The sequence below is a fragment of the Variovorax boronicumulans genome (assembly GCF_019352895.1).
In the GTDB taxonomy this organism is placed as follows: Bacteria; Pseudomonadota; Gammaproteobacteria; order Burkholderiales; family Burkholderiaceae_C; genus Variovorax; species Variovorax boronicumulans_A.
The window spans coordinates 259,212-284,199 of the sequence record NZ_JAAAFX010000004.1; the positions used below are offsets into that span (position 1 = coordinate 259,212).

The 24,988-nt window shown below is 70.6% G+C and carries 29 protein-coding genes; 16 read left to right on the plus strand and 13 right to left on the minus strand.

Going from position 1 to position 24,988, the window contains the following annotated elements:
- Positions 1 to 16: 16 nt before the first annotated feature.
- Genes apaG through thiL form a run of 5 tightly spaced genes read left to right on the plus strand, consistent with a single transcriptional unit; the run spans position 17 to position 5,869 of the window.
- Positions 17 to 412, plus strand: coding sequence for a Co2+/Mg2+ efflux protein ApaG (apaG, locus tag K0H49_RS02895; protein WP_183022932.1), 396 nt, complete (start codon positions 17 to 19; stop codon positions 410 to 412).
- 21 nt (positions 413 to 433) lie between these two features.
- Positions 434 to 2,413: a site-specific recombinase gene (locus K0H49_RS02900; protein ID WP_219209642.1), complete on the plus strand. Its 1,980-nt coding sequence runs from the start codon at positions 434 to 436 to the stop codon at positions 2,411 to 2,413.
- The gene (locus K0H49_RS02905) at positions 2,410 to 3,693 is read left to right on the plus strand and encodes a cation:proton antiporter (RefSeq protein WP_219209643.1); all 1,284 of its coding nucleotides are present in this window, start codon (positions 2,410 to 2,412) and stop codon (positions 3,691 to 3,693) included. The genes K0H49_RS02900 and K0H49_RS02905 overlap by 4 nt, the downstream gene beginning before the upstream one ends.
- A complete protein-coding gene (locus K0H49_RS02910) occupies positions 3,690 to 4,877 on the plus strand; it encodes a YbdK family carboxylate-amine ligase (RefSeq protein ID WP_219209644.1) in 1,188 nt (395 codons plus the stop codon). The genes K0H49_RS02905 and K0H49_RS02910 overlap by 4 nt, the downstream gene beginning before the upstream one ends.
- Positions 4,877 to 5,869 carry a thiamine-phosphate kinase gene (gene thiL, locus K0H49_RS02915; protein ID WP_219212980.1) on the plus strand — a complete coding sequence of 331 codons (993 nt, stop codon included), beginning with the start codon at positions 4,877 to 4,879 and terminating at the stop codon, positions 5,867 to 5,869. Before K0H49_RS02910 ends, thiL begins: the two co-directional genes overlap by 1 nt.
- On the opposite strand, the gene K0H49_RS02920 is transcribed toward thiL, so the two are convergent.
- Genes K0H49_RS02920 through K0H49_RS02930 form a run of 3 tightly spaced genes read right to left on the minus strand, consistent with a single transcriptional unit; the run spans position 5,857 to position 8,146 of the window.
- Positions 5,857 to 6,204, minus strand: coding sequence for a tetratricopeptide repeat protein (locus K0H49_RS02920; protein WP_219209645.1), 348 nt, complete (start codon positions 6,202 to 6,204; stop codon positions 5,857 to 5,859). The genes thiL and K0H49_RS02920 overlap by 13 nt on opposite strands.
- Positions 6,201 to 6,686, minus strand: a complete 486-nt coding sequence (locus tag K0H49_RS02925) for a DUF2165 family protein (protein ID WP_219209646.1) — start codon at positions 6,684 to 6,686, stop codon at positions 6,201 to 6,203. The genes K0H49_RS02920 and K0H49_RS02925 overlap by 4 nt, the downstream gene beginning before the upstream one ends.
- Positions 6,683 to 8,146: an MFS transporter gene (locus K0H49_RS02930; protein WP_219209647.1), complete on the minus strand. Its 1,464-nt coding sequence runs from the start codon at positions 8,144 to 8,146 to the stop codon at positions 6,683 to 6,685. The genes K0H49_RS02925 and K0H49_RS02930 overlap by 4 nt, the downstream gene beginning before the upstream one ends.
- A gap of 93 nt (positions 8,147 to 8,239) precedes the next feature.
- On the opposite strand from K0H49_RS02930, the gene K0H49_RS02935 reads away from it, so the two are divergent.
- From K0H49_RS02935 to K0H49_RS02955, 5 genes are read left to right on the plus strand one after another with little or no spacing between them, the layout of a single operon-like run.
- The gene (locus K0H49_RS02935; RefSeq protein WP_219209648.1) at positions 8,240 to 8,926 is read left to right on the plus strand and encodes a helix-turn-helix transcriptional regulator; all 687 of its coding nucleotides are present in this window, start codon (positions 8,240 to 8,242) and stop codon (positions 8,924 to 8,926) included.
- The gene (locus tag K0H49_RS02940; protein WP_219209649.1) at positions 8,926 to 9,519 is read left to right on the plus strand and encodes a phosphatidylglycerophosphatase A family protein; all 594 of its coding nucleotides are present in this window, start codon (positions 8,926 to 8,928) and stop codon (positions 9,517 to 9,519) included. The genes K0H49_RS02935 and K0H49_RS02940 overlap by 1 nt, the downstream gene beginning before the upstream one ends.
- 32 nt (positions 9,520 to 9,551) lie before the next feature.
- Complete coding sequence (locus tag K0H49_RS02945) at positions 9,552 to 10,064, plus strand: CinA family protein (protein WP_219209650.1); 513 nt, start codon at positions 9,552 to 9,554, stop codon at positions 10,062 to 10,064.
- On the plus strand, positions 10,061 to 10,552 hold the full coding sequence (locus tag K0H49_RS02950; RefSeq protein WP_219209651.1) for a nuclear transport factor 2 family protein: 492 nt from the start codon (positions 10,061 to 10,063) through the stop codon (positions 10,550 to 10,552). The genes K0H49_RS02945 and K0H49_RS02950 overlap by 4 nt, the downstream gene beginning before the upstream one ends.
- 19 nt (positions 10,553 to 10,571) lie before the next feature.
- On the plus strand, positions 10,572 to 10,880 hold the full coding sequence (locus tag K0H49_RS02955) for a GNAT family N-acetyltransferase (RefSeq protein WP_219209652.1): 309 nt from the start codon (positions 10,572 to 10,574) through the stop codon (positions 10,878 to 10,880).
- A 142-nt stretch (positions 10,881 to 11,022) separates the two neighbouring features.
- Here K0H49_RS02955 and K0H49_RS02960 read toward each other — a convergent pair whose 3' ends face one another.
- Entirely contained in the window at positions 11,023 to 11,838 is an 816-nt protein-coding gene (locus tag K0H49_RS02960; RefSeq protein WP_219209653.1) for a UPF0149 family protein, read from the minus strand.
- Between K0H49_RS02960 and K0H49_RS02965 the strand changes: the two genes are divergently transcribed.
- Together K0H49_RS02965 and K0H49_RS02970 are read left to right on the plus strand one after the other, a co-directional pair.
- The gene (locus K0H49_RS02965; RefSeq protein WP_219209654.1) at positions 11,837 to 13,588 is read left to right on the plus strand and encodes an FMN-binding glutamate synthase family protein; all 1,752 of its coding nucleotides are present in this window, start codon (positions 11,837 to 11,839) and stop codon (positions 13,586 to 13,588) included. The two genes, K0H49_RS02960 and K0H49_RS02965, sit on opposite strands and share 2 nt — an antisense overlap.
- Positions 13,585 to 14,490: a hypothetical protein gene (locus K0H49_RS02970; RefSeq protein WP_219209655.1), complete on the plus strand. Its 906-nt coding sequence runs from the start codon at positions 13,585 to 13,587 to the stop codon at positions 14,488 to 14,490. The genes K0H49_RS02965 and K0H49_RS02970 overlap by 4 nt, the downstream gene beginning before the upstream one ends.
- Positions 14,491 to 14,547: 57 nt before the next feature.
- On the opposite strand, the gene K0H49_RS02975 is transcribed toward K0H49_RS02970, so the two are convergent.
- The 7 genes from K0H49_RS02975 to phaC form a co-directional block, all read right to left on the minus strand.
- Positions 14,548 to 15,093 carry a glutathione peroxidase gene (locus K0H49_RS02975; RefSeq protein ID WP_219209656.1) on the minus strand — a complete coding sequence of 182 codons (546 nt, stop codon included), beginning with the start codon at positions 15,091 to 15,093 and terminating at the stop codon, positions 14,548 to 14,550.
- Positions 15,094 to 15,159: 66 nt separating this feature from the next.
- Entirely contained in the window at positions 15,160 to 15,609 is a 450-nt protein-coding gene (locus K0H49_RS02980) for a PIN domain-containing protein (protein WP_374122298.1), read from the minus strand.
- Positions 15,606 to 16,082: a DUF2269 family protein gene (locus tag K0H49_RS02985; RefSeq protein ID WP_219209658.1), complete on the minus strand. Its 477-nt coding sequence runs from the start codon at positions 16,080 to 16,082 to the stop codon at positions 15,606 to 15,608. Before K0H49_RS02985 ends, K0H49_RS02980 begins: the two co-directional genes overlap by 4 nt.
- The gene (locus tag K0H49_RS02990) at positions 16,079 to 16,429 is read right to left on the minus strand and encodes a DoxX-like family protein (protein WP_219212982.1); all 351 of its coding nucleotides are present in this window, start codon (positions 16,427 to 16,429) and stop codon (positions 16,079 to 16,081) included. Before K0H49_RS02990 ends, K0H49_RS02985 begins: the two co-directional genes overlap by 4 nt.
- Before the next feature lie 17 nt (positions 16,430 to 16,446).
- The gene (locus K0H49_RS02995) at positions 16,447 to 17,571 is read right to left on the minus strand and encodes a saccharopine dehydrogenase family protein (RefSeq protein WP_219209659.1); all 1,125 of its coding nucleotides are present in this window, start codon (positions 17,569 to 17,571) and stop codon (positions 16,447 to 16,449) included.
- 37 nt (positions 17,572 to 17,608) lie between these two features.
- Positions 17,609 to 18,787 carry an acetyl-CoA C-acetyltransferase gene (locus K0H49_RS03000; RefSeq protein WP_219209660.1) on the minus strand — a complete coding sequence of 393 codons (1,179 nt, stop codon included), beginning with the start codon at positions 18,785 to 18,787 and terminating at the stop codon, positions 17,609 to 17,611.
- A 52-nt stretch (positions 18,788 to 18,839) separates the two neighbouring features.
- Positions 18,840 to 20,546: a class I poly(R)-hydroxyalkanoic acid synthase gene (gene phaC / locus K0H49_RS03005; protein WP_219209661.1), complete on the minus strand. Its 1,707-nt coding sequence runs from the start codon at positions 20,544 to 20,546 to the stop codon at positions 18,840 to 18,842.
- 111 nt (positions 20,547 to 20,657) lie between these two features.
- On the opposite strand from phaC, the gene K0H49_RS03010 reads away from it, so the two are divergent.
- Positions 20,658 to 20,978 carry a hypothetical protein gene (locus K0H49_RS03010; protein WP_219209662.1) on the plus strand — a complete coding sequence of 107 codons (321 nt, stop codon included), beginning with the start codon at positions 20,658 to 20,660 and terminating at the stop codon, positions 20,976 to 20,978.
- Here the strand turns inward: K0H49_RS03010 and pgeF are convergent.
- Both pgeF and maiA read right to left on the minus strand, forming a co-directional pair.
- The gene (pgeF, locus tag K0H49_RS03015) at positions 20,910 to 21,656 is read right to left on the minus strand and encodes a peptidoglycan editing factor PgeF (protein WP_219209663.1); all 747 of its coding nucleotides are present in this window, start codon (positions 21,654 to 21,656) and stop codon (positions 20,910 to 20,912) included. The two genes, K0H49_RS03010 and pgeF, sit on opposite strands and share 69 nt — an antisense overlap.
- Complete coding sequence (gene maiA / locus K0H49_RS03020; RefSeq protein ID WP_219212984.1) at positions 21,653 to 22,303, minus strand: maleylacetoacetate isomerase; 651 nt, start codon at positions 22,301 to 22,303, stop codon at positions 21,653 to 21,655. The genes pgeF and maiA overlap by 4 nt, the downstream gene beginning before the upstream one ends.
- 233 nt (positions 22,304 to 22,536) lie before the next feature.
- Between maiA and K0H49_RS03025 the strand changes: the two genes are divergently transcribed.
- From K0H49_RS03025 to K0H49_RS03035, 3 genes are all read left to right on the plus strand, one after another.
- On the plus strand, positions 22,537 to 23,598 hold the full coding sequence (locus K0H49_RS03025) for a porin (RefSeq protein WP_219209664.1): 1,062 nt from the start codon (positions 22,537 to 22,539) through the stop codon (positions 23,596 to 23,598).
- Positions 23,599 to 23,725: 127 nt separating this feature from the next.
- Entirely contained in the window at positions 23,726 to 24,427 is a 702-nt protein-coding gene (locus K0H49_RS03030; protein ID WP_219209665.1) for a fumarylacetoacetate hydrolase family protein, read from the plus strand.
- A gap of 3 nt (positions 24,428 to 24,430) precedes the next feature.
- Positions 24,431 to 24,985: an NUDIX hydrolase gene (locus tag K0H49_RS03035; protein ID WP_219209666.1), complete on the plus strand. Its 555-nt coding sequence runs from the start codon at positions 24,431 to 24,433 to the stop codon at positions 24,983 to 24,985.
- Positions 24,986 to 24,988: the final 3 nt, after the last annotated feature.

Here is a 24,988-nt window from a genome sequence, read left to right on the forward strand (position 1 = left end):
CAGTTACCATTCGCGCATGTCCCAGTCCCCCATGAGCGTCCAGGTCGATCCGCGCTACCTCCCCGAGCAATCCTCGCCGGACGACCACGTCTACACCTTCTCTTACACCATCACCGTGACCAACGTCGGCAAGGTCGCGGCCCAGCTGATCGCGCGCCACTGGCTGATCAACGACACCTCGGGCCATGCCCAGGAGGTCAAGGGCCTGGGCGTGATCGGCCAGCAGCCGCTGCTGGCGCCCGGCGAATCCTTCCGCTACACCAGCGGCTGCCGCCTGCAGGCGGCCAGCGGCACCATGCATGGCAGCTTCTTCGTGGTGGACGAGCACGGCGGGCGCCACGACGTGCCGGTGCCGCTGTTCCTGCTCGAAGCCAACACCGACGGCGCGCCCGCGGCGCGCGTGCTGCACTAAGCCCGGCGCCCCGCCTCCAGGATGCGCGCCCAGAGCGATCTGTCGACGCTGCTCGCCCGACTCGATCCGGCGGCGGGCACCCCTGAGCGCCACGTCTGGCTGATCGACCTGTTCGACTGGCTGCGCGGCGAGCGCGGCACGCCCCAGGCCGCCGCCGCGCGCGTGCGCCTGCTGCTCGACGCCGTCGACGGCCGACCCGCACTGCGCGAACGCGTGCGAGCCTGGTGGTCGGCCTTCACGCGCGACGTCGACCTCACGGCCCTGCTGGCCGACCACGGCTTCGCGCCGCGCACCGCCTTCCTCAGCGAACTCAGCGAGCGCCTGCGCCGCAAGCTGCTGCCCGGCACGCCCGAGACCACCGATGCCTCGGAACTGTTCCGCATGGTGCTGCCCGGCGACTTCGATGCGCGCTGGATCGCGCTGCTCGACGAGGCCACGCTGACCCGCGTGGGCGAACTGCTGGCCGATGGGCCAGGCGCCCCGGTGGATGAAGACATCCCGCGCTGGCGCCACACCGTGATGGACGCCATCACCTACTGCAGCAGCCAGGTGGTCGCGGCCGGTTTCTCGCCCGAGCTGCGCCTGCGCATGAGCGACCCGGTGCGCCAGTCGCGCCCCTTCCACACGCTGATGTCCAGCCTGGACGACCTGCGCGACGAGATGTTCCACACGCCGCGCGACGAGGCCGCGCTGCAGGCCGCCTACCTCGCCTTCCGCGACCGGCTCGACGCCTGCCGGCTGGGCGCGTCCTCGGTCTACACCCATCTCGAGGACCACGGCATCTCGGTGGGCCTGGTGTTCCGGCTGCGGCAATTGCGCGAGCGTGTGCTGCGCATCCGCGAGCTGCTCGACTGCCTGATGATGCCCGCGCCGCAGGCCAGCGTGGCCCGGCTGGTCGGCAAGCTGGTCACGGCCGGCGGCGAGCGCAGCAGCATCCGCGCGCTGATCGCCTCCAACTCCTCGATGCTCGCGGCCAAGGTCACCGAGCGCAGCGCCGAGGCCGGCGAGCACTACATCACGCGCGACCGCAGCGCCTACGCGCAGATGGTGCGCAAGGCCGCGGGCGGCGGCGCGCTGACCTCGGTCACGGTGCTGCTCAAGTTCGCCATCCTGGCGCTCGGGCTCTCGGCGTTCTGGGGCGGACTCGCGGCCGGCCTGATGTATGCGGCCAGCTTCGTCGCGATCCAGCTGCTGCACCTGACGCTGGCCACCAAGCAGCCCGCGATGACCGCACCGGCCATGGCCGCCAAGCTGCGCGACCTCAAGTCCGAGGGCGCGGTCGATGCCTTCGTCGACGAGGTCACGCACCTGGTGCGCTCGCAGGTGGCGGCGGTGCTGGGCAACGTGCTGGTCGTGGTGCCGGTGGTGCTGGCGATCGTGGTGGCGGCGCAGCAGCTGCTCGGCGCCGCGCCGCTCGATGCGGTGCATGCGGTCGACGTGCTGCACGGCCTGTCGCTCGCAGGGCCGACCGCGCTGTACGCGGCCTTCACCGGGCTGCTGCTGTTCGCGGCCAGCATCGTGGCCGGCTGGACGGAAAACGCCTTTGTCCTGCATCGTCTGGACTCGGCCATGCGTTACAACCCCCGCATCGGCGCCTTCCTCGGCGCCGCCCGGGCCCGTCGCTGGGCCGACTTCATGCGCACACACATCTCCGGCTTCGCTTCCAACATCTCGCTGGGCCTCATGCTGGGCTTGGTGCCCGCGTTCGCGGCCTTCTTCGGCGTGGGGCTGGACGTGCGCCACGTCACGCTCTCGGCCGGCCAGATCGCGGCCGCGGCCGGTGCGCTCGGCCCGGCCGCGCTGCAGCTGCCCGCGCTGTGGTGGGCGGTCGCGGCCGTGCCGCTGATCGGCGCGCTCAACGTGAGCGTGAGCTTCTACTTCGCCTTCCGCCTCGCCCTGCGCGCCCACAGCGTGAACGCCATCGACCGCGCGCGCATCCGTTCCGCGATCTGGGCCCGGTGGCGCAGCCGGCCTGCCACCTTCTTCGTGCCTGCCCGATGACCTCCTTCATTCCCGCCGATCTCCTGGGTTTCTGGGCCGAATGGGTGCGCCCCTCGGCCGGCCTTCCGACCGTGTTGTGGTCGCTGCTGATCGCAGCCGCCGCGGCTTCGGGCCACCTGGTGCAACGCTACATGGGCCTGCCCAAGGTGGTGGGCTATGCCATCGTCGGCACGCTGGTCGGCCTGGCCGGCTTCGAAGGCGCGGTCTGGCCGCTGCAGGGCATCAGCCTGTTCCTGCTCGAGCTGGGCGTGGCCATCGTGCTGTTCGAGGCCGGCGGCCGGCTGCCGCTGCGCTGGTTCCGCCACAACCCGATGCTGCTGCTGCAGAGCCTGCTCGAATCGGCGCTGACCTACTTCGGCGTGTTCTGGACGCTGCAATGGCTGGGCGTGCCCGAGCCGGTGGCCAACCCGGTCGCGCTGATCGCCATCGTCGCCTCGCCCGCGGTGCTGAGCCGCGTGGTGATGGACACCGGCGCCTCCGGCCCGGTGACCGAGCGCGCGCTCACGCTGGCCACGCTCAACACCTTCTATGCGCTGGCCCTGGGCTATGCGCAGGCCGGCCTGCTCGAACGCGGCCCGGCCGGCCTGATCAGCAAGCTCTACCCGGTGCTGGTGGTGCTGGGCGTGTCCTTCGTGGTGGGTGCGGTGCTGGCCCTGGCCATGCGCTCGGCGCTGCGGGTCATGAGCCCGACCAGCGAGAACACCTCGATCCTGCTGCTCGCGCTGATCGGCGCGGGCGCCGCGCTGGCCGCCCACTTCGGCGGTGCCGCGCCGCTGGCCGCGCTGATCGGCGGCATCCTGCTCAAGCAGCTCAATCCCAAGCCCTGGGCCTGGCCGCGCCAGCTGGGCACCGCCGCCTCGCTGCTGACCATGCTGATGTTCGTGCTGGTGTCGATCGTCGCCGCGCAGGGCGACTGGAGCATGCCCGTGGCCAGCCTGGTGCTGGCCGTCATCGGCGTGCGCCTGGTGGCCAAGATCGCCGGCGTGGCGATCGCCAACAAGGGCAGCGGCACCAGCTGGAAGCAGGCCTTCTGGGTCGGCTGCGCGATGTCGCCGCTGTCGTCGATCGCGCTGCTGATCGCCTCGAACTTCGCCAGCGCCTCGCCGCTGCTGGGCGCGATGATCACGCAGATCACGCTGCCCGCGATCCTGCTGATGGAGGTGCTGGGCGCGGTGCTCGCCACCGTGGCGGTGCATGCCTCGGGCGAGAGCCACCGGCCCTGGGCGCCCGAGGCCTTCGCCCGCCCCGAGGAACGTGAAAGCAGAGACACCCAACGATGAGCACGCAGAACCCTTCGCCCGGTGCGGCACCTTCGCTGCCCGCCGACCGCAGCGTCAAGCTCGAGCGCTTCAACAAGTCCGAAGCGCTGTCGCTGGGCGTGGAGCTCGAGCTGCAGCTGGTCAACACCAACGACTACGACCTCGCGCCCTATGCCGAGGACATGCTGCGCCTGATGGCGCAGACGCCGCTGCCCGGCAGCGTGGTGCCCGAGATGACCTCGAGCATGATCGAGATCTCGACCGACATCTGCCATTCGGCGCAGGACGTGATCGACCAGCTCACGCCGATCCGCGATGCGCTGGTCAAGAGCGCCGACAAGCTCAACATCGCGGTGCTGGGCGGCGGCACGCATGCCTTCCAGCAATGGCACGAGCAGCGCATCTACGACAAGCCGCGCTTTCGCGAGCTGTCGGAGCTCTACGGCTACCTGAGCAAGCAGTTCACCATCTTCGGCCAGCACGTGCACATCGGCTGCCCCGATGCCGACGCCGCGCTGCTGATGCTGCACCGCATGTCGCGCTACATCCCGCACTTCATCGCGTTGTCGGCCTCCTCGCCCTATGTGCAGGGGCAGGACACGCAGTTCGATTCGGCCCGGCTCAACTCGGTGTTCGCCTTCCCGCTGTCGGGCCGCGCGCCCTTCACGCTGTCCTGGAAGGAGTTCGAGAACTACTTTGAGCGCATGACCCGCACCGGCGTGGTCCGCAGCATGAAGGACTTCTACTGGGACATCCGGCCCAAGCCCGAGTTCGGCACCATCGAGATCCGCGTGTTCGACACGCCGCTGACGGTCGAGCGCGCGGCCGCGCTGGCGGGCTACGTGCAGTCGCTGGGCGCCTGGTTCCTGCAGGAACAGCCCTTCATGCCGACCGAGGACGACTACCTGGTCTACACCTACAACCGTTTCCAGGCCTGCCGCTTCGGGCTCGACGCGGTCTACGTCGACCCGGCCACCGGCCAGCACATGCCGTTGCGCGAACACATCCTGATGACCATGACGCAGCTCGAGTGGCACAGCGAGGCGATCAACGCGAGCCGCTCGATCGCGCAGCTGCGCACCGACGTCGAAGCCAGCCAGAACGACGCGCGCTGGCTGCGCGAGAAGCAGTCGAAGGAAAAGCTGCTGGCCGAAGTGGTACGGCAGGCCGCGCTGCGTTTCCGCAACCCGCCGAAGTGGCCATGATGGGCGAGTTCGACCTGATCGCGCGCTACTTCACGCGCCCGGCGCAGGGCCGCATGGCGACCGGCGCGGCGGGCGCGGTGGTGCTCGGCGTGGGCGACGACTGCGCGCTGCTGCAGCCCGCGCCCGGCATGCAGCTGGCCGTGTCGACCGACATGCTGGTCGAGGGCCGGCACTTCCTCTCGACCGTCGACCCGGTGCGGCTGGGCCACAAGTCGCTGGCCGTGAACCTCAGCGACCTGGCCGCCTGCGGCGCGCGGCCGCTGGCCTTCACGCTGGCGCTGTCGCTGCCGTCGGTCGATGAAAGCTGGCTCGACGGTTTCTCGCGCGGCCTTTTCGCGCTGGCCGACGAACACGGCTGCGCGCTCGTCGGTGGCGACACCACGCGCGGCCCGCTCAACATCTGCATCACGGTCTTTGGCGAGGTGCCCCAAGGGGGCGCGCTGCTGCGCTCGGGCGCCAAGGCCGGCGACGACCTCTGGGTCAGCGGCACGCTGGGCGATGCGCGGCTGGCGCTCGAAGTGTTCCGCGGCACGCTCGAACTGCCGGCCGAACTGTTCGCGCTGGCGCGCGCGCGCATGGAAACGCCCGCGCCCCGCGTGGCGCTGGGCCAGGCGCTGCGCGGCATCGCCAGCGCGGCGGCCGACGTGAGCGACGGCCTGCTGGGCGACCTGTCGCACATCCTTCGCGCCAGCGGCGTGGGCGCGGTGGTCGATGCCGACGCCGCGGCCGGCTGCATCGCGGCCCGGGCCCATCCGGCCTTCGACCTCGGCGACGAACTGCAGCGCCTGTGCGCGCTCTCGGGCGGCGACGATTACGAGCTGGTGTTCACCGCGCCGGCAACGGCACGCGAAGCCGTGGCCCAGGCCGGCCGCGCGAGCGCCACCGCGGTGACGCGCATCGGCCGCACCGAGGCCGCGCCCGGCGTGCGCATCGTCGACGCGGCGCGCGCGCCGGTCGAACAGCGCTTCACCTCATTCGATCACTTCGTGTGATCCGTTGAAGCAGGCGGCTGCAGGCGCTTGAGCCGCACCGCGAGCTCGCGTTCCAGCTGACGCTCGCCCTGCCTTCGGGCCGCCTCCAGCGCCTGCGCAAAGGCCTCGGCCGCCACGGCGGGCTCGCCCTCTTCCAACGCGATCAGGCCCCGCAGACGGCCCGCGGCCGCGAAGCCCGGCTGGTGCGCCAGCGCCTGTTCGACGTGGCCGCGCGCGCGCTCGAGTTCGCCGCGCCGGTGGTAGGCCAGCGCCAGGCCCATGCGCAGCAGCGCGTTGTCGGTGCCCTTGGCCAGCAGCTTTTCGAGAGCCTCCGGCGCGGGGCCGCTGGCGGTCATGCGGCCACGCCCCAATGCAGTACGCCGAAGGTCGCGAGGATCCACAGCAAGAGCAGGAAGTGGGTCTGCTGCAGCGCCTCCTGCCGGATCCAGTAGGCCGTCGCCAGGCCGCCCAGCAGCATCGCCAGCACCGCGGCCGAGAGCGCAGCCAGGCCGAGGTCGAACCAGGGCAAGGCCGGCACGCGCGTGCCATGCGTGGCCCACAGCGCGCAGCCGGTCCAGAGCGCGGCCGCGGCGACGAACTGCAGCAGCACCACGCCGAGCAGGCCTAGCCGGTGCAGCAAGGGCGAGCGGATCGCGCGGCGGCGCAGGGGCGTGTCGATGGCCGGCGCCTCGGCCAGCGGCGCCATCGACAGCGTGCGGCCGACCGCGGCCGCTGCGCCCTGGAAATCCTGGACGTTGTTGAGCACCGCGAGGCTGGCCCAGAGCGCGAGCCCCAGCGCCTGTGTGGCGGCGAACAGCGCAGTGGCGTCGAGGCTCATGCGGGGCGCCGCGTCGCGCGCCGGGCCAGCAGGGCGGCCGCCAGCGGTGCCAGTGCAAAGCTGGCGAACAGCCACAGCGCCGCCGACTGCGCACCGGCCACGCCGCCGGGCGAGGTCAGGCCCGCCGCATTGGCCACCAGGCCCGCGATGGCCGCACCCACCGCCATGCCGTAGAGCTGCACCGTGGTGATCGAGGCCGAGGCGATGCCCTCCTCGCCCTTGGGCGCCAGCGCCATCACGCGCGTCAGCAGGTGCGGCCAGCCGATGCCCACGCCCAGGCCGACGGCGCTGAGCGCCAGCGCCATCAGCGCCAGCGTCGGGCCGGCGGCCAGCGCGCCGCTGGTGGGCACGGCCCAGGCCAGCACGCCCAGGCCCAGCGCCGACAACACCGGCCCGAGGCGCAGCAGGCGGTCGGCGGCCGCGCCATGACGGCCCGACGAGCCCAGCGAGCCCACGCTCCAGCCTGCCGCCATCGCGGCCGTGAGGTAGCCCGCGGCCAGCGGACTGTGGCCCTGCAGCAGCTGCAGGAAATAGGGCACGAAGATTTCGGTGGTGGTGCCGACCAGCAGCAGCGCGATGGCCGCGTAGATCGCGCCCAGCGGCCGGCCCAGCGCATAGGCGCCGGTGGGCAGCAGGCGCACCGTGGCGCGCCGGTCTTGGCGGCTGGCCAGCCAGCCCAGCCCCAGGCCGACCGCCACCGCGACCGCCTGCGCCACCAGCGAGTCCAGCAGCCCGCCCGCAGCGATCGACAGCACCGACAGCGCCAGCAGCGCGATCTGCGGCGCGGGCACGCGCGGCAGGGTGTCGGGCCGTCGATGCTGCACGCCGGCCCTGGGCGACAGCTGCCAGCTCACCAGCAGCCCCTGCAGCAGGGCCAGCGGCAGCAGCGCCCAGAAGGCCCAGCGCCAGTGGCCGGCCTGGGCGAACAGGCCGCCCACCGCCGGGCCGCACAGCGTCGCCACGCCCCACATGCCCGAGACCAGCGCCACCGCACGCGGCCACAGCCGCGGCGCGAACACCCGGCTGATCAGCGCGTAGCTCAGCGCCGCGAGGATGCCCCCGCCCAGGCCCTGCACGGTGCGGCCGGTGAGCAGCCAGGGCATGGACAGCGCCAGCGCGCAGCCCGCCGAGCCTGCGGCGAACACCGCCAGCGCGGCCAGGCAGGCACCGCGCGGCCCGAGCGCAGCCAGCAGGCGCACCGACAGGGCCGCGCCGACGATCGAGCCGACCACGAACAGCGTGGTGCTCCAGGCATACCAGTCGAGCCCGCCGATCTCGCGCACCACCGAGGGCAGCACCGTGGTCACGATGTGCACGTTGACCGCATGCAGCGCGACGCCGCCGGTCAGCGCCAGCGCGCGCCAGCCGTTGCGGCCGGTGAAGAGTTCGGACCAGCCGGCGGTGCTGTCGGAGGCGGAGGGCGATGGGGCGGCATCCACCGGGGAGGCTTGTGAGGTCATGCGTCGATCGCCGGACGGGCCGGCGTTATTATCCAAGTCAGATCTTGGATATTAGACTTGCACCACAAATTAAACAAGTAAATACTTGCATAAATGGAAGCCGACGCCGCCACAGCCACCGCCGACCGCCTGCTGTTCGCCCTGAAGACGAACGGGCCGACCGCGACCGCCGCTCTCGCCGCAGAACTCACGATCACCGGCGAGGCCGCGCGCCAGCAGCTGCAGAAGCTGCTGGCCGCGGGGCTGGTCGAAGGCCGGCTGCAGCCGCAGGCCGGTGCGGGCCGCCCGCGCAGCCACTGGGCCTTGACGGCCGCGGGCCATGCGCGCTTTCCGGACGCGCACGCGCAGCTCACGGTGCAACTGCTCGCCACGGTGCGCGAGGTGTTCGGCGAAGAAGGCCTGGACCGGCTCATCGCCACCCGCGAACAGGCCGCGCGCACGGCCTACCTGCAGGCCTGCAACGGGATCGAGGCGCTCGAGCCGAGGCTGCGCCGGCTGGCCGCGCTGCGCGACGGCGAGGGCTACATGGCGCGCGTCGAACGCGACGGCGCCGACTGGCTGCTGATCGAGGACCACTGCCCGATCTGCGCCGCCGCCGCCAGCTGCCTGGGCTTCTGCCGCTCCGAGCTCGAGGTGTTCCGCGAGGTCACGGGGCCGCGCGGTGCGCTGCGGCGCGAGGAGCACCTGATCGCCGGCGCGCGGCGCTGCGTCTACCGCATCACGCCGATCACCCCGGTCGAGGCGCAGCCGGCGCCCAAGATGCGCGACACTGCGGGGTGATGTCCACCGCACCCGAATTCGGCGCCCTGTCGCCCTCCGTTTCATCCGGCCCCGCTCCCCGTCCGCTCGCCACCTCGATGCGCCCGACCTTCCGCTTCATGCTCGCGCACCCGGCGCACGTCATCGCGCTGGGCTTCGGCTCGGGCCTGCCGCGCCGGGCGCCCGGCACCGTCGGCACGCTCTGGGCCTGGGTCGCCTTCCTCGTGATGCAGCTCTGGTTCTCGCCGGCCACCATCGGCTGGGTGATCCTGGCCTCGCTGCCGATCGGCTGGTGGGCCTGCACCGTGACCGCGCGCCACATGAACGTGTCCGACCCGGGCGCCATCGTCTGGGACGAGATCGTGGCCTTCTGGCTGATCCTCTGGCTGGTCACGCCGGCCGGCTTCTGGGGCCAGTTCATCGCCTTTGCCCTGTTCCGCTTCTTCGACGCCGCCAAGCCCGGCCCGGTGGGCTGGGCCGACGCGCTGTGCAAGCAGAAGAGCGCCACGGCCGACAGCATGCGCTGGAGCATGGCCGGCTTCGGCATCATTTTCGACGACCTGGTGGCCGCCTTCTGCACGCTGCTGGTGATCGCGCTGTGGCGCGCCTGGTGAACGGCCGCTGAGGCATTGCATACTCGGCGGCCATGCACGAAGCCTATTCCCCCCTTCCCGCCCTGGCCGCCGAGGTCGCCGCGCTGCTGCAGCGCCGCGGCTGGATGCTGGCCACCGCCGAGAGCTGCACCGGCGGCCTGATCGCCGCGGCCTGTACCGAACTCGCCGGCTCCAGCGTCTGGTTCGAGCGCGGCTTCGTCACCTACTCCAATGCCGCCAAGCATGAATCGATCGGCGTCGACGCGGCACTGATCGAAGCGCACGGCGCGGTCAGCGAACCCGTGGTGCGCGCGATGGCCGCAGGCGCCGTCGCCCATGCGCACGCGCAGGTGTCGCTGGCCGTCACCGGCGTGGCCGGCCCGACCGGCGGCACGCCCGACAAGCCGGTGGGCACCGTGTGGTTCGGCTGGTCGGTCGACGGCGTGCTGCGCAGCGAGCGCCGCCGCTTCGACGGCGACCGCGCCACCGTGCGCGGCGCCACCGCCCACCATGCCCTGCAGACGCTGGCCCTGCTCCTGGCCGACGCCCCTCCTCCCGCACCATGACCACCACACCCGAACAGACGATCCGCCGCTTTTACGACGCCTTCGCCCGGCTCGACGCCGACACCATGGCCGCCTGCTATGCGCCCGACGCGACCTTCAAGGACGAGGTGTTCGACCTGCGCGGCGCACGCGAGATCGGCGGCATGTGGAAGCTGCTGGGCAGCAGCACCAAGGCCAAGGGCGCGGACATCTGGAAGCTTACGTACCGCGACGTGAAGGCCGACGGCACCCGCGGCCAGGCCCACTGGGACGCGCACTACCGCTTCAGCGCCACCGGCCGCACCGTGGACAACGCCGTCGATGCGCGCTTCACCTTCACGCCCGAGGGCCTGATCGCCACGCACCGCGACAGCTTCTCCTTCTGGACCTGGGCCCGCCAGGCACTGGGCCTGCCGGGCCTGCTGCTGGGCTGGTCGCCGAGCCTGCGCCGCAAGGTGCGCGGCACAGCGGCCGCCAACCTCAAGGCCTTCCTGGCCCGCCAACCCTGATTTCCTGGAGCCGCATCCGATGGCCGACATCCGCATCACCAACAACGCCGAACTGCACCGCTACGAGGCCTACGCCGGCGACGCACTCGCGGGCTACTGCGAATACAACTTGCTGACCGACGCCATCATGTTCACGCACACCGAAGTGCTGCCGGAGAACGAAGGCAAGGGCGTGGGTTCGGCGCTCGCGAAGCACGTGCTCGACGCCGCGCGCAGCGAGGGCAAGCACGTGATCCCGGTGTGCCAGTTCATCGCGGGCTACATCCGCAAGCACCGCGACTACGCGGACCTGGTGCGGCCGGACATCCAGCGCGCGTTCAAGATCTGAAAACGGGGAAATGAACCTGCTGCGCCCGCCGATCCCGCACCTGCGGTCCTCACCGCACCTGAGTGCGGCTCCGGTCCTCGATGCAGGCTCGGCGCGCTCGCGACGGTTCCTTCCCCCGTTTTGAGGGATCTGCCTCAGGCCCTCAGGCGCCGTGGCACTTCTTGAACTTCTTCCCGCTGCCGCAAGGGCACGGGTCGTTGCGTCCCGGCGTGGCTTCCTTGCGCACCGTTTCGACGCGCGGGCCCATGCTCTTCCAGAGCTGGCGCAGGTCGTAGACGGCCCAGATGGCCTCGCCGAACTCGTCGAGGCGGCGCTGGCTCACGCTCGGCGGGCCGTCCTCGCTGAACATCGAGAGCTCGGGCTTGCCGGTGTCGTCCTCGGTCAGCGCGACGATGGAATTGAGCGCGTCGTCGAGCATGCCCGCGGCTTCCTTGTCGCGCGGCGCGGCCCAGTCCTCGGGCCAGTTCTCGACCGCGAACATGAAGCCCAGCGCATAGACCTGCGCGAACGAGGGAATCGCCTCGCCGGCCACTTCCTCGCGTTCTTCCTCGGGCAGCGAGGCGATGGCGCCGCGGGTGTCGAGCACCTCGGGCTGGTAGCTGCGGTCGTCGTCGAGCGCCTCGACGTCGGCGTCGAGCGCCTGCTCGACCTCGCGCCAACGGCGTTTCCAGTGCCAGACGAATTCCATCTGCTGCGCGGCGACGAAGCTGTCGCCCAGCAGCACGGGCCAGTACTCCGAAGGCGGAATGGCGCGGCGCGAGCAGACCAGCGCGGCCAGGAAGCCTTCGCAGAATTCCCACTGCGGAATCTCGTCGTCCTTCTCGCGCATCGCGTCGAGCAGGGTGTCGAGCAGGTCGAAATCTTCGGGGCCGAGGGCCTTGTCGGCGCTCGGGTTCACCGAGGTCGCAGGGGTGTCGTCGGAGGGCGGGGAAGCGGGGGTATCGGGTGTCGTGGTCATGAAAAGGCCGGATAGAGCCCTCTATGATGCAGCAGGCTCCCGGAGAGACACCATTTCATCCCCCACGTTTTCCATCTTTCCGGCCCGCTACACCGCCTTTGCGCTGTGCGTGGCGGGCCTCGTCGCCAGTGTCGTCGCCTCGGTCCTGCTGCCGCAGGCCTGGCTGGCCTGGCTTTCACTGGCCGTGTTCGCCGTGCTCACCGGCGTGGGCGTGCACGACCTGCGCCAGGAACCGCATGCGATCCTGCGCAACTACCCGGTGATCGGACACCTGCGTTTCCTGCTGGAATTCATCCGGCCGGAGATGCGCCAGTACTTCATCGAGAGCGACAGCGAAGCCGCGCCCTTCTCGCGCGCGCAGCGTTCGCTGGTCTACCAGCGCGCCAAGGGCGAGCCCGACAACCGGCCCTTCGGCACGCAGCTCAACGTCACGCTCTCGGGCTACGAGTGGATCAACCATTCGATGCAGCCGACGAAGCTGGCCGACCACGACTTCCGCATCGTGATCGGCGGCACGCCCAACCCGGCCACGCCCTCGGGCTTCACCTGCACCCAGCCCTACAGCGCCAGCGTGTTCAACATCTCGGCCATGAGCTTCGGCGCGCTGTCGGCCAACGCGATCCTGGCGCTCAACCAGGGCGCCAAGATGGGCGGCTTCGCGCACGACACCGGCGAGGGCTCGATCTCGCAGCACCACCGGGTGCACGGCGGCGACCTGATCTGGGAGATCGGCTCGGGCTACTTCGGCTGCCGCAACGACGACGGCAGCTTCAGCGAGGACCGCTTCATCGTGAACGCGCGCGACCCGCAGGTGAAGATGATCGAGATCAAGCTGAGCCAGGGCGCCAAGCCCGGCCACGGCGGCGTGCTGCCGGCCCCCAAGGTCACGGCCGAGATCGCGGCCGCGCGCGGCGTGCCGATCGGGGTCGACTGCATCTCGCCCTCCTCGCACGGCGCCTTCTCCACGCCGATCGAGATGATGCATTTCGTCGCGCGGCTGCGCGAGCTGTCGGGCGGCAAGCCGACCGGCTTCAAGTTCTGCCTGGGCCACCCGTGGGAGTGGTTCGCGATCGTCAAGGCCATGCTCGAGACCGGCATCACGCCCGACTTCATCGTGGTCGACGGCGCCGAGGGCGGCACCGGTGCAGCGCCGGTGGAGTTCAGCGACCACGTGGGCGCGCCGCTGCAGGAAGGCCTGCTGCTGGTGCACAACACGCTGGTGGGCGTGGGCCTGCGCAGCCGCGTCAAGGTCGGTTGCGCGGGCAAGGTGATCACCGCCTTCGACTTGGCCCGCATGATGGCGCTGGGCGCCGACTGGTGCAACGCGGGCCGCGGCTTCATGCTCGCGCTGGGCTGTATCCAGGCTCAGAGCTGCCACACCGGCCACTGCCCGACCGGCGTGACCACCCAGGACCCGGTGCGCCAGCAGGCGCTGGTGGTGCCGGCCAAGGCCGAGCGGGTGCGCAACTTCCATCGCAGCACGCTGCATGCGCTGCAGGAACTGGTGCAGGCCGCGGGCCTCGACCACCCGCAGCAGATCACCGCGCACCACATCGTGCGCCGCATCTCCGACACCGAGGTCCGCCTGCTGAGCAACCTGGTGATGCAGGTGCAGCCCGGCGCGCTGCTCGGCCCGCTGGACCAGCAGCACACCGTGTTCCGCATGTACTGGCCGCTGGCCAGTGCGCAGAGCTTCCAGCCCATGGTCCAGGACATGCCCGAACCCCAAGACCAGGCCCTCGCCGCATGACCCCCCTGCAACGCGGCCGCGGCAGCACATCGACGCGCGTGCAGATGCGCAAGGGCGCAGCCTCCGCGCCGGCCCCGCTCACCGTCCAGGACACGCCGCGCGACGGCTACGCCGAGTTCCTGCGCACCACGCTGCCCCGGCAGGCCGACACCGTCGCCAGCCACCGGCTGGGCCAGGAGCGCGTCTGGCTCAAGAAGGCCGGCCCGCGGCATGGCAAATGGGGCTACCGCGTGATGGCCCTGTTCGCCCACGCGCTGCGGCTGGACATCATCAAGCCCGTGCCCAACCCGGGTGGCGAGGCGGCCGTGGCCATCGAGGCCCGGCGGCTGCGCGAACTGGGCGCGGCCGGGCTGCGCGTGCCCCAGGTGCTGGCGCAGGAGGCGGGCGGCCTGCTGCTGTCGGACCTGGGCCAGAGCCATGCCACCGTGACCGTGCAGGAGCGCATCGAGCAGGCCGCCGCAGCCGGCCCGGCGTCGCTGCTGGCGGTGTGGCGTGAGGGGCTCGAAGCCATCGCCGCGGTGCATGCGCGCGGCGTCTACCTGAGCCAGGCCTTCGACCGCAACCTGGTGCAATGCCCCGACGGCGTGATCGGCTACATCGACTTCGAGGACGACCCGGGCGAGACCCTGGACCTGGTCGACTGCCAGGTGCGCGACTGGCTCAGCTACCTGCACTCCACCGCCATGCTGGTGCGCGCCGCCGCGCCGCAGGCCGCGGGCGAGCACTGGCACGCGATGCAGCAGACCGGCGCCAGCGACGCCGTGCGCACGCGCATCGCGGAGGCTTCGCGCCGCATGCGCTGGCTGCGCAAGCTGCCCGCGAGCCGCCGCTGGGGCCGCGATACGCAGCGCGTGCGCGCGGTGGCGCGGCTGCTGGGGCGCTGGTACCCGGACCCGAATTAGGGTCGGTTCACGCCGGGATCGCTCGAGCGGCCCGACGCATACGCCGAATGGGCGGCCTCAAGCCCGCGCGAGCTGCTCGTCGATGGCGGCCAGAAGGGCCGGATCCTCGGCGGTCCGGTCGGGTGCGAAGCGCGCAACCACCCGCCCTTCGCGGTTGACCAGGAATTTCTCGAAATTCCACAGCACGTCGCCCGGCTGCCCGTCGGCGATGCCCATGCCCGTGAGGCGCTCGCGCAGCGGCCCGTCGCCGATGGCCTCGGGCTGCGCGGCCGTGAGCTCGGCGTACAGCGGATGCCGGTCCTCGCCCTTGACGGAGAGCTTGGAGAACAAGGGAAAGTGGACGTCGTAGTTCAGGGTGCAGAAGCCGCTGATCTCGGCGTCCGTGCCCGGCTCCTGTCCGGCGAAGTTGTTGGCCGGAAAACCCAGCACCTGCAGGCCCTGCGCCTTCTTCTGCTGGTACAGCTTCTCGAGCCCCTCGTACTGCGGCGTCAGGCCGCACTTGGAGGCCACGTTGACGATCAGCAGCACCTCGCCGCGGAAGGGGGCGAGCGTCGTGGGGGTGCCGTCGATCTGGCGGAGGGGGATGTCATAGATGTTGGACATGGGGCATCTTCCTTTCAGGGGCGCCATCGTATAGCCGCTGCCCGCATCGCGCAGGCCTGCGCGCGACTAGCCTGCAGGCGGGCCTTCGTAACTCGGCCCGACCGCCACGCCCAGCGTCGCCAGCCGCTTGCGCATCGACAGCACCGCCTGGTCCTTGCTCAGCAGGCGCGCGCGGTGCACCACCGCGAGGTCGATGAAGATCTGGTCGTCGGGGTCCTTGCACACGAAGCAGGCGCGCGGTGGCGTGCCCGCCACGATGCGCACCTGCGCATCGAAGGCGGCCAGCACCGCCTCGGGCGCACGCGCATCCTTGGCGAGCCGCCGCACGATCAGCGGATAGCCGAGCACGCGCGCGAGCTCGACGCGCATCGGCGCGGTGGCCAGCCACTGCAGCAGGCCCGCGGCCAGCGCCGTGCGCAGCGCGGCCCAGCGCGGGTCGTCGAAGACCAGCAGGTCGAGCACGATGTTGGTGTCGATGACGATCGCGGTGGGGTCGGCAGAAAGATCAGGGGTCACGAGAACAGGGCCGGCTTGGCCACCATGAGATAGAAGATGGCGAGCATCGCCACGAAGGCCGGGTAGCCCAGCCATTCCCAGTAGCGCGCATAGCGGGCGAAGCGTTCGGGCAGCGGCGTGCCATCGCGCGCCGCCGCCTGCGCCATCGCGGCCAGCCGCAGTTGCAGCCACACCACGGGCAGCCAGCAGGCGCCGGCCAGGACGAACAGGCCCAGCGACAGCATCAGCCAGGGCGTGCCCAGCGGCAGGCCGGCCAGATGCGCCATCGCGAGGCCGGTGGCCGGCTGCAGCACGATGGTGGGCGTGGTGAACCACCAGTCGGCCCGCACCACCAGCCGCGCCACCACGGCCTGCGCCGCCACGCTGCCGCTGCGGTTGGCGAAGAACATGTAGTAGGCCGAGCCGAAACCGGTGCCGACCAGCATCACGCTCGACAGGATGTGCAGCCACTTGAGGGTCAGGTAGAGACTCATCGTCTTGGGCTCGCGAGCAGCCACAGCGCTGCGGCGATGGGCAGGTTCTTGGTCAGGGGCCCGAGCGGATGCAGCCACAGCGCGGGCAGCAGGAGGGTCGCGACCGCCGTCATGCCGATCATCGCGGCCAGCGCCGCGAGATACACGAGGCGCGTCGGCCGCGCCCACAGCAGCAGGCCCAGCAGCGCGTCGAGCGCCGCGCCGCCGAGGATCAGGCCGCGCCGCAGCGCCGGGTCGTCGATGCCGGCCGCGACCAGCAGCCCGGAGCTCTGGCCGTTCAGCTCCCAGACGCTGGCCGCCGCGGTCGCGAGCCACACGAAGACCAGGCTGAAGCGCAGCCACGACATGTCGCGGGACGCGGCGTTCACGACCGGTGCTCCGATGCGGTCTCGACGCGCCGGTCGGTCACCATGCCCCAGCGCGCGAACTCGGGCGCGAACTCGGCCAGCGCCAGCAGGCCGCTGCTGGTGAACGCCCCCACGGGCGCGCTCTCGCCGCGCGCCCAGCGGCGCGCCAGCAGGATCGCGGCCATGCACGGGATCTCGGGGCCGTGGTCGTCGTCGGCCGCGATGTGCCAGGCCACGCGGGCCGGCTGGCCGGCCGCGTCGAGGCCCTGCACGCGCACCACCATGCCGCCCAGCGCGGAGCCCAGGAAATCGATGGTGCCCGCGGCCCGGTTGAGCCATTTCGCCCAGCGCGCGGGATCGGGCAGCAGGCCGGCCCCTCGCAGCGCGGCCAGCGTGGCGAAGGCGCGCTGCGCGAAGCCCAGCTCGAGCGCGGCGCGGAACATCACGCGCTGCGACACGCCGTAGCGCGCCGGAAAGAGTTCGAGGTCGGGGATGTCGCACAGCGCGCCCCACCGCGGCCGCAGCCGCTCGAAGTGCACGCGCGATGGGCTCGCCCAGCCGCGCTGCGCCTGCCAGCGGCCGTCGTTCCAGACCTCGATCGGTGCGCCGCAGTAGCCCAGCACCGCAGCCATCGTGGCCTCGCCGCGCGGCGCGGTCTGGGCCGGCGCGATGCAGGTGTCGATCACGTCGATGCGCAGCCAGCCGCGCGCGAGTGCGTCGACCACGGCCGAGGACAGCGCGGGCACGGTGCTCGCGCCGCAGACGGCGCTGCGGCCGGCGGCACGAAAGCGCGCATCGAGCGCCGCCGGAAAATCGCAGACGAAGCGGCGCCCGTCCGAGAGATCGATGTAGTGCGCACCGGCCGCCGCGGCGGCCTCGGCCACGCCATAGCCCTGCACCTGGAACGGGCCGGCCGTGTGGATCAGCAGTTCGATGCCGAGCCGGCGCAGCTGCGCGGCGAAGTCGGCGGACCAGAGGTCGATGGCGATGCCGACCGCGCCCTGCCCCACCTCGGCCGCCAGCGCCTCGGCGCGCCGCGGGTCGCGACCGCCGATGCACAGGGCGATGGCCGGGTCGCCGGCCAGCGCGCGCACGATGCGCGCGCCGAAATTGCCGTAGCCGCCGAGGACCAGCGTCTTCACGAAGCGCCGGCCCAGCGGCCGTCGCTCAAGAGCGCGTTCAACGCTCGATGGTCAGGGCCACGCCCATGCCGCCGCCGATGCACAGCGAGGCGATGCCCTTCTTGGCGTTCTGGCGCTTCATCTCGTGCAGCAGCGTCACGAGGATGCGGCAGCCGGACGCGCCGATCGGATGGCCGATGGCGATCGCGCCGCCGTTGACGTTGACCTTGCTCACGTCCCAGCCCATCTCGCGGTTCACCGCGCAGGCCTGGGCCGCGAAGGCCTCGTTGATCTCCAGCACGTCGAGGTCGGCGGCCTTCCAGCCCGCGCGCTCCAGCGCCTTTTTCGAGGCGCCGACCGGACCCATGCCCATGATCGCGGGGTCGAGGCCCACGGTGGCGTAGCTCGCGATGCGGCCCAGCGGCGTCAGGCCCAGCGCGGCGGCCTTCTTGGCCGTCATGACCATCACGGCGGCGGCACCGTCGTTCAGGCCCGAGGCATTGCCGGCCGTCACGCCGCCGGCCTTGTCGAAGGCGGGGCGCAGGGCGGCCAGGCCTTCGGCGCTCGACTTGCGGTTGATGAACTCGTCCTTGTCGAAGACGATCGCGTCGCCCTTCTTCTGCGGGATGGTGACGGCGGTGATCTCGTCCTTGAACTTGCCGGCGTCCTGCGCGGCCGCGGCCTTGGTCTGGCTGCCCAGCGCGAGTTCGTCCTGCGATGCGCGGTCGATGTTGTACTGCTTGGCCACGTTCTCGGCCGTGATGCCCATGTGGTACTGGTTGTAGACGTCCCACAGGCCGTCGACGATCATGGTGTCGACCAGCTTCCAGTCGCCCATGCGCTGGCCGTTGCGCGAGTTCGGCAGCACGTGCGGCGCCAGGCTCATGTTCTCCTGGCCGCCGGCGATCACGATCTCGCTGTCGCCCGTGGCCACGGCCTGCGCCGCGAGCATCACGGCCTTCAGGCCCGAACCGCAGACCGCATTGATGGTCAGGCCCGGTGTGGCCTTGGTCAGGCCGCCCTTGAGCAGCGCCTGGCGCGCGGGGTTCTGGCCCGCGCCCGCGGCCAGCACCTGGCCCATGATGACTTCACCGATCTCTTCGGGCGAGCGACCGGCACGCGCCAGCACTTCCTTGATCACGATGGCGCCGAGATCGGTGGCGGCGATGCCGGCCAGCGAGCCGCCGAACTTGCCGACGGCCGTGCGTGCGGCGGAAACGATGACGATGTCTTCCATGATGGATGCTCTCCGTTGATTTGGGCTGGAATGAAAAAAAGGAAAAGGATGTTCAGGCGCGGGCCTTGACGTAGCGGCCCGGTGCGGGCTCGCCTTCCACATAGCTGCGGCCCTTGCCGTAGGCCTTGGGCGCAGGAATCTGCTTGCCCGCATGGCCCTTGAGCCACTGCGACCAGTCGGTCCACCAGCTGCCCGGATGCTCGACCGCACCGGCCAGCCATTCGGACTGCGCCTCGGGCAGCTTGCCGTCCTCGCGGATCCAGTGGCTGCGCTTCTTCTTGGCCGGCGGGTTGATCACGCCCGCGATGTGGCCCGAAGCCCCCATCACGAAGCGCTTCTTGCCGCTCAGCAACTGGGTCGAGGCGTAGGCGCCGCCGATGGGCACGATGTGATCTTCGCGCGAGCCGTAGATGTAGGCCGGGACGTCGATGCGGCCCAGGTCGATCTTCTCGCCGCAGACGGTCAGCGCGTTCGGCTGGGCCAGCTTGTTCTCGAGGTAGGTGTTGCGCAGGTACCAGGCATAGAAGGGACCGGGCAGGTTGGTCGCGTCGCTGTTCCAGTAGAGCAGGTCGAAGGGCGGCGGGGTCTCGCCCTTGAGGTAGTTGCCCACCACGTAGTTCCACACCAGGTCGTTGGGACGCAGGAAGCTGAAGGTCGACGCCAGGTCCATGCCCGGCAGCAGGCCGCCCTGCCCCATCTGCATCTCGCGCAGCTTGACCATCGCCTCGTCGATGAAGATGTCGAGAATGCCGGTGTCCTGGAAGTCGAGCAGCGTGGTCAGCAGCGTGACCGAGGCGGCCGGCTTCTCGCCGCGCGCGGCCAGCACGGCCAGCGCGGTGCCCAGGATCGTGCCGCCGACGCAGAAGCCCAGCGCGTTGATCTTCGCGTCCTTGCCCTGGCCGCCGATCTCCTGCACCACGTGGATGGCCTTGATGGCCGCGTCCTCGATGTAGCGGTCCCAGGTGAACTCGCGCATCGACTCGTCGGGGTTGCGCCAGCTCACGACGAACACCCGATGGCCCTGCTCGACCGCGTAGCGGATCAGCGAGTTCTCGGGCTGCAAGTCGAGGATGTAGAACTTGTTGATGCAGGGCGGCACCAGCAGGAAGGGCCGCTCGTGGACCTTGGCCGTGAGCGGCTTGTACTCGAGCAGCTGGAACAGCTCGTTCTCGAACACCACCGCGCCCTCGGTGGTCGCGACGTTGCGGCCGACCTCGAAGGCGCTCTCGTCGGTCATGCTCAGGTGGCCCTGCTGAATGTCATGGACCAGGTTCTGCACACCCTTCGCGATGCTTTCGCCGCGGCTCTCGAGCGCCTTCTGCTGGGCCTCGGCGTTGAAGGCCAGCGAGTTGCTGGGCGACGACGCCGCGAGCCATTGCTCGATGGCGAAGCGCAGGCGGGCGCGCGTCTTGGCATCGGTCTCGATCGCATCGGCCATGCCCAGCAGCGTGCGCGCGTTGAGCAGGTAGACCGCGGCGGCGAAGGCCGACAGCGGGTTGCTCGTCCAGGCTTCACCGGCGAAGCGCTTGTCGGCCGCGGGCTGCGCAGTCAGGCCCTGGCGCCAGAGCTCGCCGGCCTCGGCCAGGTACTGTTCCTGGATCGCCTTGAGCTTGTCGGGGGCGAAGGTGAAGCGCGGTATCTCGGGTGCGGCGCCGGGCGCGCCCATCGACTGGAAGGACGACAGCGCCTTCTGCCAGCCTTGGGTCAGTGCTTCCTGGAACGGGGTGAAGGCATCGGAGGATGCGGCCTGCTGCTTCATGGGTTCTCCTGGTTCCTGGACTGCTTTTGATTTTGAGTATCCTGCATTCGCTGGGCGCCCACAACGCGACGCCCCCTCATTTCAGCTTTCTCTTTCCCTCATTCGCATCCCATGTCTCTCTACCTCGTGATCATCGCCTGGCTCTACGTCACCGTGATGATGGCCGTGGCCGAAGCCACCAACACGAACGGCACGGTGCTGGGCGCCATCTTCACCTTTCTACTCTATGGCCTGCTGCCGCTGTCCCTGGTGGTCTACCTGATGAGCACGCCTGCGCGGCGCCGCGTGCTCAAGGAGAAGGAAGCGGCGGCACGGGAGGCCGCCCGCCTCGCAGCGGCCGCCAAGGCCGCCGCCCCGGTGGCATCAGATGCGCCAGATGGCAGCGGCGAAACGCCCGCTGACGCCGTCGCGCCGGTGCGAGAAAAACCGTAACGGATTGCGCACCGTGCACCAGGCCTCGCTGCCGTCGTTGCCGTAGACCGCGGCGACACCGGCCGACCGGAGCCGCTGGCGCGCGAGCGCGGGCAGATCGGCCCTCCACTTGCCCGGTGCGCCCGTGGGTCGAAAGCACTGCGCGGCCTCGGCCGATTGCGCCTCGAACGCGGCCCTGACCTCGTCGCCGACCTCGAAGGCCTGCGGCCCGATGCAGGGGCCGAGCCAGGCGATGGGTTTGTCGCCCTCGAAGCTGTCGACGCTGCGCTCGAGCACGCCCGCGGCCAGGCCGCGCCAGCCCGCATGCGCGGCCGCCACGCGCCGGCCCTGCGCATCGGTGAACAGCACCGGCAGGCAGTCGGCCACCATCATCGTGCAGGCCAGGCCCGTGTGCGTCGTGGTGCAGGCGTCGGCCACCGCGCCGTCGGGCGTATCGGGCTGCAGCGCCAGCACGTCGGCCCCATGCACCTGCTGCAGGAACACCGCATGTGCGCCGATGGCCGCGCGCAACTGCGCGCGGTTGCTCGCCACATGCGCCGGGTCGTCGCCCACGTGGTCGCCGAGGTTCAGGCCGCGCCACGCACCCTGCGAGACGCCGCCCGCGCGCGTGGTGCACACGGCCCGCACGCCCGCGGGCGCGGGCCAATCGGGCTGCAGCCAGTCCAGCGCAGGGGTCATGACGCTGCGTCGGGGCAGCGCGAGGGCTGGGCGCGTTGAAACGCATCGAGCTGCATCGCTGCCTCATACGCCGCCATCGTGCGCGGCAGGCCGCTCAGGTCGGCGTCGAAACGCTGGGCATTGAAGATCTGCGGCACGAGGCAGCAGTCGGCCAGCGTGGGCGTGTTGCCGTAGCAGTAGAGGCTGGCGGGCAGGCGTGCCAGCTGGCGCTCGAAGGCCTCGAGGCCGTCGCGCACCCAATGGCGGTACCAGGCGTTCTTGGCGGCCTCGTCGACCTTGAGCTCGCGCACGAGGTACTTGAGCACGCGCAGGTTGTTGATGGGGTGGATCTCGCAGGCGATCATCTGCGCCAGTGCGCGCACGCGCTGGCGGCCCACCGGGTCGTGCGGCAGCAGCGGCGGCTCGGGATGCAGTTCGTCGAGGTATTCGATGATCGCCATCGACTGCGAGAACAGTTCGCCACCCGACGACGCATCCTCTTCCAGCACCGGCACCAGCATGTCGGCCGACAGCGTGTTGAACGGCGACTGCAGGTTCTCGCCGCGCGCGATGTGCACCGGCACGTAGTCGTAGGCCAGGCCCTTGAGGTTCAGCGCGATGCGCACGCGGTACGAGGAGGAGGAGCGAAAGTAGTTGTGCAGCTTCATCATGCATCGAGCATATCGCGGCCCCTGCGCGGTGCGGCCCCGGCACACGGGCCCGAGGGCTTATCACGCCCCGATGACGGAGTGCCTTGCATATCCTCTCGATGCACGGGTTTACCCTGAGTTGTCACACAAAGTTTCTCTAATGGGAAGGCGCCCGGCAACGGGCGCCATGCGCATGTCCGGCGCCCCGCGCAAGCAGCCGCCGGCATCCCCCCAACGAAGAAACGACTTCCATGAAAAACACTCTCGTCGCCATCGCGGCCCTGACCGCCGCCGCCGGCGCCTTCGCCCAATCCAACGTCCAGCTCTTCGGTGTGCTCGACGCCTCGCTGGCCCACATCAAGGCTGGCGATGCCAGCATCACCGGCCTGGCCAACGGCGGCCAGTCGAGCAGCCGCCTGGGCTTCCGCGGTGTCGAAGACCTCGGCGGCGGCCTGGCCGCGGGCTTCTGGCTCGAAGCCGGCATCAACGTCGACAACGGCAACAGCGCCGGCCTGTCCTTCGACCGCCGCTCGACCGTGAGCCTGTCGACCAACGAACTGGGCGAGCTGCGCCTGGGCCGCGACAAGTCGCCGGCCTACCTCAACATCGAGACCTTCGACCCCTTCGGCGACGTCGGCGTGGGCGGCATCGGCGGCTCGAACCTGGTCGGCAGCGCCTCGTCGGCCGCCGGCACGCCCGAAGGCAGCGCGCCCAAGCGCACCAGCAACGGCATCAACTACCTGTTGCCGGCCACGCTGGGCGGCTTCTACGGCCAGGTCCAGTATGCCTTCGGCGAACAGGTCTCGAACGTGGCTAACGACACGCTGCGCGACTCGGTCGCGCTGCGCCTGGGCTACGGCTCGGGCCCGCTGAACGTGGCCCTGGGCTACGGCGAAACGCGCGGCGGCACCACCGCCGTGGGCGTGGACTACAAGTCGACCAACATCGGCGCCTCGTACAACTTCGGCATCGCCAAGCCCATGATCGTGTACGCCAGCGAGAAGGGCAACGGCCGCCGCGTCGACCTGCTGGGCGTGGGTGTGACCGTGCCCGTGGGCGCCGGCGAGATCCGCGCGGCCTACAGCCACTTCCAGCGCAAGGACATCGACAACGCCGACTCGGACAAGTTCGCGCTGGGCTACGGCTACAACCTGTCGAAGCGCACCCAGGTCTATGGCACCATCGCCCGCGTGAGCAACGACGACCGCGCGAACCGCGGCCTGGCCGTGTCCTCGTCCTCGCTGGCCAGCCCGACCATCGCCCTGGGCAGCAACGTGACCGGCTACGAACTCGGCCTGCGCCACAGCTTCTGATCCCCGCCAGCGGCCCCGACGGGCCCTGACGCCGCGTGCCGCGCCGCCCCCGCGAAGGGGCGCCGCGGCACGTCTTCGTTGCGCCTCTGGCAAACTGCCGTTCTCGCTTCAAAGGACGAACAAGCAAATGGCTTCCGAGTACGTTTTCCCCGCGCCGGCCGTGGTCAGCATCCCCGTCGCCGGCCAGCCCGCCCGCTTCCCGGTGCACCGCATCTACTGCGTGGGCCGCAACTACGAGGAACATGCCAAGGAAATGGGCTTCACCGGCCGCGAGCCGCCCTTCTTCTTCATGAAGCCGGCCGACGCGGTGGTGGTGGTCGATGCCGGCCAGACCGGCACCATGGCCTACCCCTCGCTGACGCACAACCTGCACCACGAGATCGAACTGGTAGTGGCCATCGGCACCGGCGGCAAGAACATCCGCGCCGCAGATGCGCAGCAGCACATCTTCGGCTACGCCGTGGGCCTGGACATGACCCGCCGCGACCTGCAGGGCGAGATGAAGAAGCAGGGCCGCCCCTGGGACATCGGCAAGAGCTTCGAGCAGAGCGCGCCCATCGGCCCGATCGTGCCCGTGGCCCAGGCCGGCGACGCGCCCAACGCCGAGATCGCGCTGCAGGTCAATGGCAGCGACCGCCAGCGCAGCACGGTGAGCAAGCTGATCTGGAACATCGCGGAAACCATCGAGCACCTGTCGGCCGCCTGGGAGCTGCAGCCCGGCGACCTGATCTTCACCGGCACGCCCGAGGGCGTGGCCGCTGTCGTCGCAGGCGACACGCTGGTCGGCACCGTGGCCGGCCTGCCGACCCTCAGCGTGAAGATCGTCTGAGCGATGAGCGTCATCCACCTTCCCATCAAGCACTGCAAGAACTGCGGCACCGCCGTGGTCTACCGCGTGCCCGACGACGGCGACACGCGCGAACGCGCGGTGTGCCCGGCCTGCCACACCATCCACTACGAGAACCCGGTCAACGTGGTGGGCACCATTCCCGTGCTGGGCGAGCGCGTGCTGCTGTGCAAGCGCAACATCGAACCGCGCTGGGGCAAGTGGACGCTGCCCGCCGGCTTCATGGAGCTCAACGAATCGACGGCCCAGGGCGCCGCGCGCGAGACCGATGAAGAGGCCGGCGCGCACTTCGAAATGGAAGGCCTGTTCGCCGTGATGAGCGTGATCCGCGTGGGCCAGGTCCACCTGTTCTACCGCGCGCGCCTGCTCGACGACGTGTTCGATCCGGGCCACGAGACCATCGAGGCGAAACTGTTCACCGAGGAAGAGATTCCCTGGGACGAGATCGCCTTCCGCACGGTGCGCGAGGCGCTGCGCTGCTACTTCGACGACCGTCGGCGCGGCAGCTTCGACCGCGTGCACACGCTGGACATCACTTGAGAC

Bases quoted from the DNA above. Each gene is read 5' to 3' on its own strand.
- K0H49_RS02975 (WP_219209656.1), bottom strand. From the start codon at position 15,093: ATGTCCAACATCTATGACATCCCCCTCCGCCAGATCGACGGCACCCCC.
- K0H49_RS02990 (WP_219212982.1), bottom strand. From the start codon at position 16,429: ATGTCGTGGCTGCGCTTCAGCCTGGTCTTCGTGTGGCTCGCGACCGCG.
- K0H49_RS02970 (WP_219209655.1), top strand. From the start codon at position 13,585: ATGACCCCCCTGCAACGCGGCCGCGGCAGCACATCGACGCGCGTGCAG.
- K0H49_RS02920 (WP_219209645.1), bottom strand. From the start codon at position 6,204: ATGACCGCCAGCGGCCCCGCGCCGGAGGCTCTCGAAAAGCTGCTGGCC.
- K0H49_RS02930 (WP_219209647.1), bottom strand. From the start codon at position 8,146: ATGACCTCACAAGCCTCCCCGGTGGATGCCGCCCCATCGCCCTCCGCC.
- apaG (WP_183022932.1), top strand. From the start codon at position 17: ATGTCCCAGTCCCCCATGAGCGTCCAGGTCGATCCGCGCTACCTCCCC.
- K0H49_RS02950 (WP_219209651.1), top strand. From the start codon at position 10,061: ATGACCACCACACCCGAACAGACGATCCGCCGCTTTTACGACGCCTTC.
- K0H49_RS03010 (WP_219209662.1), top strand. From the start codon at position 20,658: ATGTCTCTCTACCTCGTGATCATCGCCTGGCTCTACGTCACCGTGATG.
- K0H49_RS02900 (WP_219209642.1), top strand. From the start codon at position 434: ATGCGCGCCCAGAGCGATCTGTCGACGCTGCTCGCCCGACTCGATCCG.
- maiA (WP_219212984.1), bottom strand. From the start codon at position 22,303: ATGAAGCTGCACAACTACTTTCGCTCCTCCTCCTCGTACCGCGTGCGC.
- K0H49_RS02905 (WP_219209643.1), top strand. From the start codon at position 2,410: ATGACCTCCTTCATTCCCGCCGATCTCCTGGGTTTCTGGGCCGAATGG.
- K0H49_RS02965 (WP_219209654.1), top strand. From the start codon at position 11,837: ATGAAAAGGCCGGATAGAGCCCTCTATGATGCAGCAGGCTCCCGGAGA.
- K0H49_RS03000 (WP_219209660.1), bottom strand. From the start codon at position 18,787: ATGGAAGACATCGTCATCGTTTCCGCCGCACGCACGGCCGTCGGCAAG.
- K0H49_RS03025 (WP_219209664.1), top strand. From the start codon at position 22,537: ATGAAAAACACTCTCGTCGCCATCGCGGCCCTGACCGCCGCCGCCGGC.
- K0H49_RS02935 (WP_219209648.1), top strand. From the start codon at position 8,240: ATGGAAGCCGACGCCGCCACAGCCACCGCCGACCGCCTGCTGTTCGCC.
- K0H49_RS02955 (WP_219209652.1), top strand. From the start codon at position 10,572: ATGGCCGACATCCGCATCACCAACAACGCCGAACTGCACCGCTACGAG.
- thiL (WP_219212980.1), top strand. From the start codon at position 4,877: ATGGGCGAGTTCGACCTGATCGCGCGCTACTTCACGCGCCCGGCGCAG.
- K0H49_RS02925 (WP_219209646.1), bottom strand. From the start codon at position 6,686: ATGAGCCTCGACGCCACTGCGCTGTTCGCCGCCACACAGGCGCTGGGG.
- pgeF (WP_219209663.1), bottom strand. From the start codon at position 21,656: ATGACCCCTGCGCTGGACTGGCTGCAGCCCGATTGGCCCGCGCCCGCG.
- phaC (WP_219209661.1), bottom strand. From the start codon at position 20,546: ATGAAGCAGCAGGCCGCATCCTCCGATGCCTTCACCCCGTTCCAGGAA.
- K0H49_RS02985 (WP_219209658.1), bottom strand. From the start codon at position 16,082: ATGAGTCTCTACCTGACCCTCAAGTGGCTGCACATCCTGTCGAGCGTG.
- K0H49_RS02910 (WP_219209644.1), top strand. From the start codon at position 3,690: ATGAGCACGCAGAACCCTTCGCCCGGTGCGGCACCTTCGCTGCCCGCC.
- K0H49_RS02960 (WP_219209653.1), bottom strand. From the start codon at position 11,838: ATGACCACGACACCCGATACCCCCGCTTCCCCGCCCTCCGACGACACC.
- K0H49_RS02945 (WP_219209650.1), top strand. From the start codon at position 9,552: ATGCACGAAGCCTATTCCCCCCTTCCCGCCCTGGCCGCCGAGGTCGCC.
- K0H49_RS03030 (WP_219209665.1), top strand. From the start codon at position 23,726: ATGGCTTCCGAGTACGTTTTCCCCGCGCCGGCCGTGGTCAGCATCCCC.
- K0H49_RS02940 (WP_219209649.1), top strand. From the start codon at position 8,926: ATGTCCACCGCACCCGAATTCGGCGCCCTGTCGCCCTCCGTTTCATCC.
- K0H49_RS03035 (WP_219209666.1), top strand. From the start codon at position 24,431: ATGAGCGTCATCCACCTTCCCATCAAGCACTGCAAGAACTGCGGCACC.